Consider the following 15,232-nt stretch of genomic DNA (forward strand, 5'->3'; position numbering starts at 1 on the left):
ATGAATTAGTTCAAATATGGAAAAGAAAGGGATTTTTATGTCTAATATAAAAAAATTGACACTCTTTGGGTTAATTGGTATTACAATGGCCTTTTTCGGAACGGTACGAAGTGTGCCGACTCTTTCAATTACTGGTTGGACCCAAATCTTCTATATGCTGATAGCTGCGTTTGCATTCGCTCTACCTATTGCGTTGATGTCAGCTGAGCTTTCTACGGCTTTCCCTGAAGAAGGTGGACCTCAAGTTTGGGTGAAAAATGCATTAGGTGAGAAATGGGGATTTGTCACCTCATGGTTATTATGGGTTCAAATGTTTTTTGGGATGGTAATGGTTGCGTCAACTGTTGGTGTTCTATCGGGTTACGTTATTAATAAGCCAGAACTATCTTCAAACAACTACTTTATTTTTGCCATAATCTTAATTTCATACTGGAGTGTGACTTTATTAAACCTTAAGTTTGATATGGTAAAAGTTGCGGGTAACTGGGGCGCTGTTATTGGTGTGTACATTCCGTTTGTCATTCTTGTTGTTCTAGGTGTCATTTATATGGTGAAAAACGGGATTCAATCGAATAGTTATTTAGGCGGCTTTAAGCCAAGGGATCTTATTCCTAATTTTAAGGACTTAGGAAGTCTAACTTATTTATCAGGAATTATCTTTATTTTTGCAGGAGTAGAAATTTCGTCTGTACATGCAAATAATATTGATAATCCAAAACGTAACTATCCAATTGCTGTTATCACTTCAGTAATTTTATTAGCAATTTTTAATATCATTGCTGGGTTGACTGTTTCAAATGCGGTACCAAAAGGTAAATTGGAGCTTGCGAATATAACACAGCCATATATGATTTTCACTAAAAATCTCGGGATTCCATCTATCTTTGTTAATATTATTTCTTTAATGATTTTAATTGGGGTTTTAGTTCAGCTAAGTGCATGGGTACTTGGACCGAGTAAATCTATGATTAAAGTGGCAGATGAAGGGAATTTGCCGAAGTTTTTTCAAAAGAGAACAGAGAAAGATATTCCAATCACTTTTGTGATGATTCAAGCAATTGTAATTTCATTAGTATCTATCTTATATATAGTAGTTCCAGATGTAAACAGTGCATTCTTAATAATAACAATTACAACAACAATTTTGTATTGTGTTGTGTACTCTTTAATTGCTATTTCAGCTGTTCGTTTGCGTTATAAGATGCCAGATGTTAATAGACCATTCAGATTAGGGAGTAAAGGGAATGCATTAATATGGACGGTCTCTATTCTTTCAATGATAAGTATTGTTTTTACGATTATTGTAAGTATTATTCCGCCATCTATTTTAAAGCCAAGTCAATATACTGGATATATTATTTATCAAGTGGTCGTTACATTAGTAATGATTGGTATAGCACTTATCATCAACAAATTTAAAAAACCAGAGTGGAAGAAAGATAATAGCTCACCAGAGGATATAAGGAAATCAAGCTAAAGAACAAATAAATATTTGGTACATATTCCTTAAGTTTTGTTATCAAATGAGCTGGTTTATTTGATTAACAGTGTTTTATATCCCGTTTTTGATGGCAGATATTAATTTATGTGTGAATTTTTTGTGCAGAAAAAACTAAAAAATAATAATGTATTTTGTATCGAGGTTACTTAGGGAATATTTGTGATAATTTGGAGGAAATGAAAAATGAACTATAAAATACCGGATATTAATTTAAAAGCATTATTCTTAGGTGATAAAGGTGAAAATGCCGATTTATTTAAAGAGTTGTTAATTAAAATGGTAGATGAACATGTAGGTTGGCGTCAAAATTACCAACCACAAGACCTACCAGTTATTACCCCGCAAGATAAAAGCTCGAAAAATTTCGTAGAAACTGCTGACCATATCCGCAGTGTAATGGATGTGTTATCTTCAAAACTTCGTACCAATTCATTACCATGGCATTCGGCAGGGCGGTTTTGGGGACATATGAATTCAGAAACATTAATGCCGGCTATTATTGCATATACAGCTGCAATGTTATGGAATGGGAATAACGTGGCATATGAATCTTCTCCAGGCACTTCTCAAATGGAAGAAGAAGTAGGGCATGAATTTGCTGCTCTTATGAGTTATAAAAAAGGTGAGAGTTGGGGGCATATTTGTGCAGATGGTTCTATCGCTAATCTAGAAGGCCTTTGGTATGCAAGAAACATGAAATCCCTTCCTTTAGCGATTAAAGAAGTAGCTCCTGAATTTGTAGAAGGTAAATCAGAATGGGAATTATTAAATATGTCTACAGAGGAAATTTTAGATATTTTAGAAAGAATACCTGGAAAAATTGATGAAATTAAAGCACATTCTGCGCGTAATGGTCAACATCTACAAGAGCTGGGAAAATGGTTGATTCCACAAACTAAACACTATTCTTGGCTAAAATCAGCGGATATTATTGGTATAGGCCTTGATAATGTGGAAACAATTGATGTTGATCATAACTATCGCATGGACATTGATAAACTTGAAGAAAAAATCCGAGAATTAGCTGCAGAAAAAATACCTATTCTTGGTGTGGTAGCTGTTATTGGTACAACAGAAGAAGGACAAGTAGATCGTATTGATAAGATTGTTGCGTTGCGTGAAAAATTAGCGCAAGAGGGTATTTATTTTTACATTCATATAGATGCTGCTTATGGCGGGTATGCTCGAGCGATTTTCTTAGATGAAAACAATGAATTTATTGACTATAACAAAATCGATGAAACATATGTAAAATATGGTATTTTCAATTCAGAAAATGAATGGTTAACAGAAGATATTTACAATTCTTTCAAGGCAATAGACCAGGCTGAAACCGTTACAATCGATCCACATAAAATGGGGTATATACCATACTCAGCGGGTGGGATTGTTGTAAAAGATATTAGAATGCGTGATGTAATTTCTTACTTCGCAACATATGTGTTTGAAAAGGGAGCTGATATTCCTGCATTACTTGGTGCATATATGCTTGAAGGTTCTAAAGCGGGGGCAACTGCAGCCTCAGTTTGGACAGCCCATAAAGTATTACCATTAAACGTGACTGGTTATGGTAAATTACTAGGTGCAAGTATTGAAGGAGCTTACCATTTTTATCATTTTTTACAGGATAAACAATTTAAAGTTGGAGATAAAACTATTCATGTTTATCCATTAACAAAGCCTGATTTTAATATGGTTGACTATGTATTTAATGAAGAAGGAAACACAAGTTTAGCAAAAATGAACAAATTAAATCATGATTTTTTTGGTCAATCTTCTTATGTAAAAGGAAATATATACTATAATGAATTTCTTACTTCTCATACAGACTTTGCTATCCCTGATTATGGAAATAGCCCACTTCCATTTGTGAAAAGTCTTGGATTTAGTGAAGAAGAATGGGATAAGGAAAGAAAAGTAACAGTACTACGAGCTTGTGCATTATCTCCGTACGCTCATGATAAAGATGTATTCGATGAATACGCTAATAAGATTGAAAGCGCAATTCAAGAAAAGCTTGAAATAATTTACAATGTGAAAAATAAAAGTAATGATGAATCTGTTTAAGGTGTAGTATACGATAAACGTTGAAGAAGTGCAGCGCAGTAGTTATAGATACAATTGCTGAGAGTAATATTAATGGTACAATCTGGGCGGCAATACGATTAAGAATGGTCCTTATGTATTTTTTAGACATAGGGACCTTTGTTTTCACACACACTAAAAAGCGAATTCTTAAAAATGAAAGGGGTTAGAAAAGCATGAACATCATTGACGAATTAGAATGGCGTAATGCTATCAATCAACAAACAGATGCAGAAGGGTTACATGAGTTAGTAGAAGAGAAAAAAATTTCCCTATACTGTGGGGTAGATCCAACGGGTGATAGTATGCATATTGGACATTTAATCCCATTTATGATGATGAAACGTTTCCAATTAGAAGGGCATCATCCAGTAATTTTAATTGGAGGAGCTACTGGGACAATCGGTGATCCAAGTGGACGTCAAACAGAACGTCAATTACAGACGTTAGAACAAGTACAGCATAATGTTGAGGCATTGACGACACAAATGAAAAAGTTATTTGATTTTGGTGGTAATAGTAAAGTGAAGATGGTAAATAACTATGACTGGACACATCAGGTAAATATTATTGAATTTTTACGTGATTACGGTAAGAATTTTAGTGTGAATACGATGTTAGCAAAGGACATTGTAGCAAGTCGATTAGGGAGCGGGATTTCTTTTACAGAATTTTCATATCAAATACTACAAGCTATGGACTTCCATCATTTATACAAATACGAAGGAGTACAACTACAAATTGGTGGTAGTGACCAATGGGGCAATATAACAAGTGGGTTAGATTTAATACGTAAATTAGAAGGGGCAGAGGTAAAAGCATTTGGATTAACAATACCCTTAATGCTAAAAGCAGATGGCACAAAGTTTGGTAAAACAGCAGGTGGGGCGATTTGGTTAGATTCAGAAAAAACAACACCATTTGAATTCTATCAGTTCTGGGTGAATACAGATGATCGCGATGTAATTAAATACTTAAAATTCTTCACTTTCTTAACGAAAGATAGAATTGATGAATTAGCGGTTAAGGTTCAAACAGAACCTCATAAACGTGAAGCACAAAAAGTATTAGCAGAAGAAATGACGAAATTTGTTCATAGTGAGCATGCGCTTTCGCAAGCATTAAAAATTACAGAAGCGTTATTTAGTGGGGATATTCAATCATTAACTGCAGATGAAATTGAACAAGGATTTAAAGATATGCCAACTTTCCATGCTTCAAACGAAACAAAAAATATTGTTGAGTGGTTAGTTGACCTAGGGATTGAGCCTTCTAGACGTCAAGCAAGGGAAGACATTAATAATGGAGCTATTTCTATGAATGGTGAAAAGGTAACGGATGTAAATACAGATGTTACAGTTGGAAACTCATTCGATGGAAGGTTTATCATTATTCGTAAAGGTAAAAAAAATTACAGTTTGGTGAAATTAGGGAAATAGATTCTGTTGATGGTAACAGTTCACTTCCATTCGGGAAGAGCTTTGGATTTAGTGAAGAAGAACAGGACAGGAACAGCACTATGAGCTTGTGCGTCATCTTCATATGCTTATGATAAGAATGTACTTGAAGAATATGCTGTGAAGATGGCAAAAGCAATTCAAGAGAAACTCGAAACCAACTATAATGTAGTGAATAAATTTAGTAGAAAATCATTTATCTACATAATTTATATTGTTACCGAATCCTAGCTAAGCAGTATACTTACGCCCTCAAAATTTAGCAATGTTGAATAAAACCCTCATTTGTTTATAGTAGTTCGCGGTTTACCGGAAATTCCAAAAGTGAATCTAAAGAATTTAAAAAAGTTGATTAAATCCTATAATGTTTTGTAGTGTATAAAACAACTTCGTTTGAGACTATCCCCTTTAAGTAGTAATTCAAAAACTCCTGGTAATGTGGAGAAAAGAATGAGACTTAGAGAGGACTTTTTTATGTTGAAAAGAGAGGTAGTCATAATTGTCTTATTATTTTTTTTGAAGAGAAGATTAGTTATCGATTTATTACTGTAGTTTTTCTTTAAATATGCATTTACCATTACTATAGTTACTTACAAGTAACCTACGCACATGAAAGTGCATCATTGCCTTTTTGCATAAACATAGATACACTTTTAATATAATAAACAACTGAGATGATTAAGGGGTGTTATACTTGGCAGAATTATTACAAGGCAAAAATGCTTTAATTACAGGAGCGGGTAGAGGGATTGGTCGCGCTGTAGCGATCGCATTAGCAAAAGAAGGCGTAAATGTTGGTCTTTTAGCTCGTTCAGAAGAAAATTTAAAAGCAGTAGCGAAAGAAGTAGAAGCAGAAGGCGTAAAAGCTGTTATTGCGACTGCGGATGTATCTTCATATGAAGAGGTAACTACTGCAATTGAAACGTTAAAGAACGGTTTAGGATCTATCGATATTTTAATTAATAACGCTGGTATTTCTAAGTTCGGCAAATTTTTAGAACTAGACGTTGCTGATTGGGAAAAAATCATTCAAGTAAACTTAATGGGTGTATACTATGCAACTCGTGCCGCTTTACCAAGCATGATTGAACAACAATCTGGTGATATTATTAATATTTCATCTACAGCAGGACAAAAAGGTGCACCTGTAACAAGTGCATATAGTGCTTCTAAATTTGGTGTTCTTGGCTTAACAGAATCGTTAGCGATGGAAGTTCGCAAACATAACATTCGTGTAACAGCTTTAACACCAAGTACAGTAGCAACTGATATGGCTGTAGATTTAGGATTAACTGATGGGAATCCCGATAAAGTAATGCAAGCAGAAGATATTGCAGAGTTTATCGTAGCGCAGCTGAAATTAAATAAACGTACATTTATTAAATCAGCTGGACTTTGGTCTACTAATCCGTAAGTGCTAAATTTATAACAAAGAAGGGACATCTATTCTGTAATGGAATGGGTGTCCCTTCTTTGTTTGTATATGAAACAGAATTTTCGGTATAATCAAAAGTGAATGGTAGAAAGTATTGAAAAATTGAAGGGGAGGTTATTAATAGTACTAGTAACGATCCTCGTGTACAAGGGATACGTCGTTTCTATGAATTAATAGCTGCTGAGCCGCGTGTAAGTGCTACGGCGCTTCAAACTGTCGGAAGTAAAGGGTATGATGGATTTGTAATGGCGATCGTAAAAGAGTGATGTAAGGAGGAAAAAGGGATGAAAAAGAAGTTTCAAAATTTATAACGTGTATCGCGTGTAACGTATTTAGCTCGTGGACCTCCAACTTACATAACAATATAAGTTTATATAAAAAATTGGAGGTTAGGAAAAGATGAGAACTGAAAAAGAAATGCTAGACTTAATTATAAATACAGCTAAAGAGGATGAAAGAATTCGAGCTGTCATCATGAATGGATCACGTGTAAATCCGAATGTGAAAAAAGATTGTTTTCAAGACTATGATATTATCTATGTTGTAAAAGAAGTACAACCGTTTACATCTAATCATGATTGGATTCATAGATTTGGAGAAATAATGATTGTTCAAATGCCAGAAGAAATGTCATTACTCCCAGCTGATGAAGACGGCAAATTTCCGTATTTAATGCAGTTCATGGATGGGAATCGAATTGATTTAACGCTAGTTCCAGTTCATTTAATAAATAAGTTTGTTGGAAAAGATAGTTTAAGTAAACTTCTTTTTGATAAAGATAATTGTATGGAAGAATTCCCACCAGCAAGCGATAAGGATTACTTAATAAAAAAGCCTACAGAAAAAGAGCTTCTGGATTGCTGTAATGAATTTTGGTGGTGCAGCACGAATGTAGCGAAAGGACTATGGAGAGAAGAACTTTCTTATGTAAAAGGAATGCTTGATGGTCCAGTACGAGATATGTTAATCGTAATGCTAGAATGGCATGTTGGTATGAAAACAGACTTTACAGTTAATACAGGGAAGTTTGGGAAGCACTTCGAGCAATATATTGACAAAGATATGTGGGAGCAATTTAAACAGACATTTTCTAATGCAGAATATGAGAGTATTTGGGAGTCATTCTTTGTAATGGGTGATTTATTTAGAGAAGTTGCGAATGAAATTGCTGACACTTATGGTTATCAATATCCGCAAGATGACGATGATAAAGTGACGAGTTATTTAAAATATGTGAAAGTTTTGCCGAAAGATAGTACATCGATATATTAATTATATAAAGCAGTAAGACTGTCCCAATTATGGACAGTCTTATTTTTGTTCATGAATAAGAATTTTTCTAACAAAGTGCAGATGAATCACATATGAAATTTTAGGGAGGTTTTTATCATGTATTATTTTTATACACCAGAAAATTTCGTTCCATTTCAATGGGGATTAGAACGAGAGGTTTCGTATGCTTATATGCCATATAACTTATTTTATTATGGAGACTATATAAATACATTGCCATATACATTAAATATCCCAGAGCATTATCATGTCCCAATGAAAGAAGAGTATCGAGGGTCATGGACACCATTTTCATGGGTTGAAAAATATGCGTATGCATTTTCAGGACCATATAATAAAGCGGAAGTAGCTCTTACATTTGACGATGGGCCAGATTTAGTATTTACGCCAAAAATATTAGATAAGTTAAAACAACATAATGTGAAAGCTACGTTTTTCTTGCTTGGTGAAAATGCTGAAAAGTTTCCGAATGTAGTAAAGCGTATCGCGAATGAAGGGCATGTAATTGGTAATCATACGTATAGTCATCCGAATTTAGCGAAAGTAAATGAGGCTGAGTACCGTAATCAAATTATAAAAACGGAAGAAATATTAAAAGGTTTAGCCGGCTATGCTCCTAAATTTATACGTCCGCCGTATGGTGAAATACTTGAAAATCAATTGAAGTGGGCAACAGAGCAAAATTTTATGATTGTACAGTGGAGTGTTGATACTGTTGATTGGAAAGGGGTAAGTGCTGATACGATTACAAATAATGTGTTAGGGAATTCATTTCCTGGTAGTGTCATACTTCAGCATTCAACTCCAGGCGGGCATTTGCAAGGATCGGTAGATGCGCTAGACAAAATCATTCCGCAGTTAAAAACGAAAGGGGCACGTTTTGTAACACTTTCAAGTATGTTCCAGACATCGAAAGAAAGAAAGTGAATGTGTTATGAATTGGGAAATTTAGGGTTGTGCCGTATAATAAAAGTGTAAGTTAGGGGGGATATAATTGATTGATGCACTAGTAAACATAGGAATAAGCATATTGATTGGTATTATATTTATACTTGCAGCACTTATACTTCAAAAAAATCCACCGACAGATATTAACGCGGCATATGGTTATCGTACGAAACGATCTATGAAAAACAAAGAATTATGGGATGCGGGTAATAGGTATAGTGCAGAAGTGATGAAGCAAAATGGATTCATCATGATGTTAATTGGAAGTGTTATTAGTATACTGTTTAGATATCCACATACAATGATAGCGATTATGGTTGTTATGCTATTGCTAATCATTCGCTTATTTATTCGAGTAGAGAAAAGATTGAAGACACTTGAACAATAATGAAAAATAGGACTCACAGCGAATATGGGCTAGGAGTCCTATTTTATCTTTTTCGGCAAGAAGACTCCATCTGATTTGTGTTACGGGTAAAGCCCAACAATTCAGGTGGAGATGAATTGCCGTCAGAAGGTAGGTTGACCCCTTTTGTTTCGTTCATAACAATTTTTTGAGGGCGAATATTTGTTTCGTTTTGTCTTACGATATAATCTGTCGTAGATAAGGAGGGGATATATCGTAAGACAACGTGTACTCGACTTGTCGGGGCTTGTAGCACACGCCGGATTCATCTGAGTGGTGGCTTCTTCCGCAAGGATGAATTGCTCTTTTTCGAAAGGGTGGTGCAAGTGGGAAAATAATCGTTCGTTGCCAGTACCAACCAAAAAATTACTTGGGGTGTTACCATAAGGTGGCATGAATGCTAGAGCGTCAAACTGTCTAGCGATAGATGAAAAGACCTAGTGTTCTAACGCAAGCCCCCATTGAAACGTTTCATCTCAGTGGGGTAGTTGACTTACAAACTATTATTTTTCAGCAATTCTTTTCCTTGTTCTACAACAAATTCATAGTATGCAAGATCATACGGATAAATATCTTCAAACATTATTGTTATCGGATTATTGTTTAAAACAGAAATAGCCGTAAAAGATGAAATCTCTCTTTTTAATAGTTGTAGAAAAGACGTTGCATGTACTTTCATCACATCGTCTACTTCTTCACCTGGTGCAAATGGAAGTGGTTTTAGTACATTGTGAAAATACATATGACAAAACTCACGATCAGTAAGGTTTGAAATTTCATAATCTATTTTAAAGATTCCTTTGTACGCTAAATCAGTAGTTTGAAAGGAAAGCCCCAATTCTTCTTCAATTTCACGAAGGCCGCCAATTTGTACATCTTCATTATGCATAATATGTCCAGCTGACGTAATATCCCATATACTCGGAGCTTCTTTTTTGTTTTTAGAGCGTAATTGGAAGTATAAAAACATATCTTCATCATCTTTTTCTACAAACCAGCAATGGAATGTTTCGTGCCAATCACCGTCACGATGCACTTCATCACGTAATTTCTTCCCAAGTGTATTTCTGTCAGAATCAAATATTGTTAACCACTCTGTCATTTTAATTCCCCTTTCTGCAAATTATATTATACAATATTTATATTGAATTTTGGGAAAATAAAGAAAAAGGAGTGGTTATAGGTGGGGATAGAGAGTAAGGAAATAAAATCAATAATTTCAACAGAGGAAGAATTACGGCAAATATTGGGGCAACCAAGTGAGCGGGCCTTAAAAAAAGTTATTTCATCACTAGACCACCATTGCGTAGATTTTCTGTCTAAATCTCCTTTTCTAGTGTTATCTACTGCAAATAAATTAGGAGAGTGTGATGCTTCGCCGAGAGGGGATGCACCTGGATTTGTATATATATTAAATAATAATAAAATCATCATTCCAGAAAGACCGGGCAATCGTCGGATAGACTCCATTTTGAATATTATTTCAAATCCACGCGTAGGGTTAATCTTTTTTATTCCTGGTCTTGGGGAAACACTCCGAATAAACGGTAAAGCATATATTACAAACGATGAAGAAACTTTGAAAGAAATGCAGGCGAATGGACGTAATCCGTTACTTGGAATCGTTGTTGAAATTGAAGAATGCTATATTCATTGCGCAAAAGCTTTTATTCGTTCTAAGATGTGGGATCCAGAATCTTGGTTAAATAAAAGAGAGTTACCTTCAGCAGCAAAAATGTTAATGGAACATGCGAAAGTGAATGCTTCAGAAGAAGAGGTTGCACGTTCTTTAGAAGAAAGTTATACGAAAAGATTATATTAAAAATTATTTATTAATATAGTTTTAGAGGGTGGAAATCTACTCGTTTTAGAATGGGATATTAATATATGGACCATAGATTTACAAGTTGAAAAATTACAAAATAGGTAAATGAAGTAGCCATTGTAAAATGTTATTGTGAAATATAATGAAAAATTATTTTGAAAATAGTTAGTAAAAATAGGCTTGCTTTTTAAAAAGTTGATAACTATAATAAGTTAACAAATAGACATGAACGAAAAAGTAATGATAAGGACATGAAATCATTTTTACGGTTTACAGAGAGGGAAGCCAAGGGTGTGAGCTTCCTAACACGAGAAATGATTTTACCACCTTTGAACTTCAATAGTGAACGAGTAATCTAGTAATTATTGACGGTATCAGCCGTTATCTGAACTTGAGCAATCTAGAAGAAAATGAGTCTAGGTTGGAACAAGGGTGGAACCACGAAAACACATTCGTCCCTTTCCTAGGGATGAGTGTGTTTTTTTATAGGTTTTAAGATTGAAAATTTAAAATAATTAAAAAATAGTATTGATTTTGTTTTTTATGCGAGTATAATGAGTTAACAAATGAACATGAGCGAAAAAGTAACGATAAGGACATGAAATCATTTTTACGGTTTACAGAGAGGGAAGCCAAGGGTGTGAGCTTCCTAACACGAGAAATGATTTTACCACCTTTGAACTTCAATAGTGAACGAGTAATCTAGTAATTATTGACGGTATCAGCCGTTATCTGAACTTGAGCAATCTAGAAGAAATTGAGCCTAGGTTGGAACAAGGGTGGAACCACGAAAACACATTCGTCCCTTTCCTAGGGATGAGTGTGTTTTTTTATTACTTTGAAAGGGGGTGCTGTAACATGAAACGATTAGTACGTACCGAAAAAACCACCACCTGCATGGGAAAATGGCAGAGCAAGGTGATTGATAGAGCAAACAAAATAAAATTTTAGGAGGAGATTAGAAGATGAATAATGTAATTAATGTTGGGGTAATCGGTTTAGGCACTGTCGGAAGTGGTGTTGTCCATATTTTGAAAGAACATTACCAAAAAATCGCACTTGATACAGGGTGTGAAGTAAAGGTAAAGGCAGTCGTTGTACGTGATTTAGAAAAAGAACGTGACGTTTGTATTGATGGAATCGTAGTTACGCGTAATGTGGATGAAGTTCTAAATGATTCAAATATAGATATTGTAGTAGAGGTAATGGGCGGAATTGAAGAAGCAAAACAGCATATTATTAAGGCATTACAAAGTAAAAAACATGTTGTAACTGCAAATAAAGATTTAATGGCTGTATACGGGGCTGAGCTTCTACAATTAGCAAATGAAAATAATTGTGATTTGTTTTATGAAGCAAGTGTAGCAGGTGGAATTCCGATATTAAGAGGATTGGCAGACGGACTGGCCTCAGATCAAATTGAAAAAATAATGGGAATCGTAAATGGAACAACTAATTATATGTTAACAAAGATGAGTCAAAATGGATGGTCGTATGAAGAGGCTCTGCAGGAGGCACAAAAATTAGGTTTCGCAGAATCAGATCCAACAGCAGATGTAGATGGTCTGGATGCAGCAAGAAAGGTAGCGATTCTTGCTAACTTAGGTTTTTCGATGAATGTTTCTTTAGATGATGTTCAAGTTAGAGGGATTCGAAAGGTTGAAAAAGAAGATTTAGAGATGGCGAAAAAGTTAGGGTTTACTATGAAACTAATTGGTAAAGCGGAGAAGCAAGGATCATCTATTCATTTAAGTGTAGAACCGACTTTATTGCCAAGTCACCACCCATTATCGAATGTGAATAACGAATTTAATGCGGTATATGTTCATGGTCAAGCGGTAGGAGAAGTGATGTTTTACGGACCAGGCGCTGGGAAACTGCCAACTGGATCTGCAGTAGTTAGTGACATTATTTCAGTCGTTAAAAATATGAATCAAATACCGAAACATAAAAGTGTATTAAAAGAACCAGAGCCATATGAATTACAAGCTGATGAAGAAGTAGTTTCTAAATATTTTTTACGTATTTCATTAAGTGATGAACCTGGGATGTTGCAAAAAATAACAGAATGTTTCGCTAATTGTTCTGTAAGTTTAAAAGAGGTAATTCAGTTGCCGCTGAATAGGGAACTTGCAGAAGTTGTTATCGTGACACATCACACTTCAAAATATCAATTTGAACAAGTGTTAAGAGCGATTGAAGATATCGCAAGTGAAATAAACAGTTACTACAGTATTGAGGAGGAAAAACAATATGTATAAAGGACTTTTAAAACAATATTCTTCATATTTACCGGTAAGTGAAAATACACCAGATGTTAGTTTAATGGAAGGGAATACACCTCTTATTCCATTATTAAATATATCAAAGCAATTAGGAATTCAGTTATATGGGAAGTACGAGGGAGCGAACCCGACAGGTTCTTTTAAAGATCGTGGCATGGTAATGGCGGTTGCTAAGGCGAAAGAAGAAGGCTCAGAGGCAATCATTTGTGCATCAACAGGTAATACATCGGCATCGGCTGCAGCATACGCGGCACGTCTCGGAATGAAGTGTATTATCGTAATCCCAGAAGGGAAGATTGCGCACGGGAAATTAGCGCAAGCAGTCGCTTATGGAGCAGAGATCATTTCAATAGAAGGGAACTTTGATGATGCACTTAAAGCGGTAAGAAATATTGCTGCAGAAGAGCCAATTACATTAGTAAACTCAGTGAATCCTTATCGAATTGAAGGACAAAAAACAGCGGCATTTGAAATTTGTGACCAGTTGCAAAAAGCGCCAGATGTTCTAGCTATCCCTGTTGGGAATGCAGGAAATATTACAGCATACTGGAAAGGATTCTGTGAATACGAGAAAGAGAAAGGGTATAAGAAGCCAAGAATTCACGGTTTTGAAGCGGAGGGAGCAGCAGCGATTGTTAAAGGACATGTAATTGAGGCGCCTGAAACGATTGCAACAGCGATTCGTATTGGGAATCCAGCAAGTTGGTCGTATGCAGTAGAGGCTGCTGAGCAGTCAAATGGTGAAATAGATATGGTATCAGATGAGGAAATATTACATGCGTATAGATTGTTAGCAAAAACTGAAGGAGTTTTCGCTGAGCCAGGATCAAATGCTTCATTGGCCGGTGTAATTAAACATGTTCAATCTGGAAAAATCAAAAAGGGAGAAACAGTTGTTGCAGTATTAACTGGAAATGGTTTGAAAGATCCTGATATCGCTATTTCTTCTAATAAATTTGACATTGCAAGTGTTGCGAATGATATAGAACAAATCAAAGATCATATAAAAGGGGTGATTATGTCGTGATACCATTAAGCGTTCGTGTTCCTGCTAGTACAGCGAATGTTGGACCTGGATTTGACTCGGTGGGAATAGCTTTGTCATTGTATTTAGATGTGGTAGTAAAAGAGCAAGCTGATAAATGGCAAGTCATCCATTCCTTTGAAGATTCAATTCCAACAGATGAAAAAAATTTAATCGTTAGCACGGCATGTAAAGTGTGTCCTTCTTTATCGCCCCATATAATAGAAGTTACTAGTAATATTCCGCTTACAAGAGGTCTAGGAAGTAGCGCATCAGCGATTGTAGCAGGAATAGAGCTTGCGAATCAACTTGGCAATTTGAGCTTAACAACTGATCAAAAAGTTCAAATTGCTACAAATTTTGAAGGGCATCCAGACAATGTTGCTGCTTCTATTTTAGGCGGAACTGTAATTGGAGCACTTGATGGAAAGAATGTTTCGGTTGTAAGAATTGAAAGTAAGGAGTTAGGCGTAATCTCTCTCATTCCGAATGAAGAGCTAAATACAGATGAAAGTCGATCTGTATTACCAGAGGTGTTTCCGTTTCATGAAGCGGTTAAGGCTAGTGCGATAAGTAATGTATTAGTGGCTGCGTTTTGCCAAAAGAAGTGGGAAGTTGTAGGGGAAATGATGGAGAAAGATCATTTTCACGAGCCATATCGTTTAGAGCTTGTGCCGTTATTACCATCTATCCGTAAATGTGCAAAAGAATTTGGGGCATATGGCACAGCACTTAGCGGCGCGGGACCATCCATTTTTATATTAACGCCTTATGAGAAGAGGCAAGAAATTGCTGAGCAATTAGCGAAAGTATTCACAGTTATGAAAGTATGTGAGCTTGAAATCGATCATAAAGGGATTACTGTAAACAACGAAGAGCATATTGGATTATAAAGAAAGCTAGCATTGCTAGCTTTCTTTATGTTGCAAACCTATTTTTAATAGAAGTTTTGTATAATGTAAGTAAAGAGTGC

12 protein-coding genes, 1 pseudogene and 2 other annotated features are annotated in these 15,232 nt (G+C 35.4%); of the genes and pseudogenes, 12 read left to right on the forward strand and 1 reads right to left on the reverse strand.

Translation table 11 applies throughout. The features are described from left to right. The first annotated feature begins 37 nt into the window (after nucleotides 1–37). The 8 genes and pseudogenes from tyrP to COI75_RS02355 all read left to right on the forward strand — a co-directional run bounded on the left by tyrP (nucleotide 38) and on the right by COI75_RS02355 (nucleotide 9,107). Entirely contained in the window at nucleotides 38–1,477 is a 1,440-nt protein-coding gene (tyrP, locus tag COI75_RS02320; protein ID WP_000065349.1) for a tyrosine-tyramine antiporter, read from the forward strand. 207 nt (nucleotides 1,478–1,684) lie between these two features. After that, nucleotides 1,685–3,568 carry a tyrosine decarboxylase gene (gene tdc, locus COI75_RS02325; protein ID WP_001106953.1) on the forward strand — a complete coding sequence of 628 codons (1,884 nt, stop codon included), beginning with the start codon at nucleotides 1,685–1,687 and terminating at the stop codon, nucleotides 3,566–3,568. Between the two features lie 194 nt (nucleotides 3,569–3,762). Continuing rightward, nucleotides 3,763–5,025 (forward strand): tyrosine--tRNA ligase, encoded by a 1,263-nt coding sequence (gene tyrS / locus COI75_RS02330; RefSeq protein WP_001021125.1) that lies wholly within the window; start codon nucleotides 3,763–3,765, stop codon nucleotides 5,023–5,025. Nucleotides 5,026–5,737: 712 nt separating this feature from the next. Further along, nucleotides 5,738–6,457, forward strand: a complete 720-nt coding sequence (locus COI75_RS02335; protein ID WP_000818985.1) for a 3-ketoacyl-ACP reductase — start codon at nucleotides 5,738–5,740, stop codon at nucleotides 6,455–6,457. Nucleotides 6,458–6,582: 125 nt separating this feature from the next. Continuing rightward, nucleotides 6,583–6,744 (forward strand): annotated as a pseudogene (locus COI75_RS02340) (O-methyltransferase); the annotation flags it as partial. A gap of 133 nt (nucleotides 6,745–6,877) precedes the next feature. Further along, entirely contained in the window at nucleotides 6,878–7,750 is an 873-nt protein-coding gene (locus tag COI75_RS02345) for an aminoglycoside 6-adenylyltransferase (RefSeq protein ID WP_001258514.1), read from the forward strand. 117 nt (nucleotides 7,751–7,867) lie between these two features. Beyond that, nucleotides 7,868–8,698, forward strand: a complete 831-nt coding sequence (locus COI75_RS02350) for a peptidoglycan-N-acetylglucosamine deacetylase (protein WP_000291234.1) — start codon at nucleotides 7,868–7,870, stop codon at nucleotides 8,696–8,698. Nucleotides 8,699–8,768: 70 nt separating this feature from the next. Further along, nucleotides 8,769–9,107, forward strand: a complete 339-nt coding sequence (locus tag COI75_RS02355; protein WP_033658017.1) for an SdpI family protein — start codon at nucleotides 8,769–8,771, stop codon at nucleotides 9,105–9,107. A 511-nt stretch (nucleotides 9,108–9,618) separates the two neighbouring features. Here the strand turns inward: COI75_RS02355 and COI75_RS02370 are convergent. Further along, the gene (locus COI75_RS02370; protein WP_000141360.1) at nucleotides 9,619–10,227 is read right to left on the reverse strand and encodes an NUDIX hydrolase; all 609 of its coding nucleotides are present in this window, start codon (nucleotides 10,225–10,227) and stop codon (nucleotides 9,619–9,621) included. Nucleotides 10,228–10,308: 81 nt separating this feature from the next. On the opposite strand from COI75_RS02370, the gene COI75_RS02375 reads away from it, so the two are divergent. The 4 genes from COI75_RS02375 (at nucleotide 10,309) to thrB (ending at nucleotide 15,152) form a co-directional block, all read left to right on the forward strand. Next, complete coding sequence (locus COI75_RS02375; RefSeq protein WP_000510740.1) at nucleotides 10,309–10,947, forward strand: pyridoxamine 5'-phosphate oxidase family protein; 639 nt, start codon at nucleotides 10,309–10,311, stop codon at nucleotides 10,945–10,947. A gap of 234 nt (nucleotides 10,948–11,181) precedes the next feature. Beyond that, nucleotides 11,182–11,413, forward strand: a binding site (T-box leader). 115 nt (nucleotides 11,414–11,528) lie between these two features. Then, nucleotides 11,529–11,760: a binding site (T-box leader), on the forward strand. A 155-nt stretch (nucleotides 11,761–11,915) separates the two neighbouring features. Then, nucleotides 11,916–13,211: a homoserine dehydrogenase gene (locus tag COI75_RS02385; protein ID WP_001066888.1), complete on the forward strand. Its 1,296-nt coding sequence runs from the start codon at nucleotides 11,916–11,918 to the stop codon at nucleotides 13,209–13,211. Beyond that, entirely contained in the window at nucleotides 13,204–14,262 is a 1,059-nt protein-coding gene (gene thrC / locus COI75_RS02390) for a threonine synthase (protein ID WP_000276446.1), read from the forward strand. Before COI75_RS02385 ends, thrC begins: the two co-directional genes overlap by 8 nt. Next, on the forward strand, nucleotides 14,259–15,152 hold the full coding sequence (gene thrB / locus COI75_RS02395; RefSeq protein WP_000612686.1) for a homoserine kinase: 894 nt from the start codon (nucleotides 14,259–14,261) through the stop codon (nucleotides 15,150–15,152). Before thrC ends, thrB begins: the two co-directional genes overlap by 4 nt. Nucleotides 15,153–15,232: the final 80 nt, after the last annotated feature.

It is taken from the genome of Bacillus cereus, assembly GCF_002564555.1.
GTDB lineage: Bacteria > Bacillota > Bacilli > Bacillales > Bacillaceae_G > Bacillus_A > Bacillus_A cereus_K.

What these genes read in the sequence shown, in the direction of transcription:
- COI75_RS02350 (WP_000291234.1), top strand. Translation starts at nt 7,868, where the DNA reads ATGTATTATTTTTATACACCAGAAAATTTCGTTCCATTTCAATGGGGA.
- tyrS (WP_001021125.1), top strand. Translation starts at nt 3,763, where the DNA reads ATGAACATCATTGACGAATTAGAATGGCGTAATGCTATCAATCAACAA.
- COI75_RS02385 (WP_001066888.1), top strand. Translation starts at nt 11,916, where the DNA reads ATGAATAATGTAATTAATGTTGGGGTAATCGGTTTAGGCACTGTCGGA.
- tyrP (WP_000065349.1), top strand. Translation starts at nt 38, where the DNA reads ATGTCTAATATAAAAAAATTGACACTCTTTGGGTTAATTGGTATTACA.
- thrC (WP_000276446.1), top strand. Translation starts at nt 13,204, where the DNA reads ATGTATAAAGGACTTTTAAAACAATATTCTTCATATTTACCGGTAAGT.
- COI75_RS02345 (WP_001258514.1), top strand. Translation starts at nt 6,878, where the DNA reads ATGAGAACTGAAAAAGAAATGCTAGACTTAATTATAAATACAGCTAAA.
- COI75_RS02370 (WP_000141360.1), bottom strand. Translation starts at nt 10,227, where the DNA reads ATGACAGAGTGGTTAACAATATTTGATTCTGACAGAAATACACTTGGG.
- tdc (WP_001106953.1), top strand. Translation starts at nt 1,685, where the DNA reads ATGAACTATAAAATACCGGATATTAATTTAAAAGCATTATTCTTAGGT.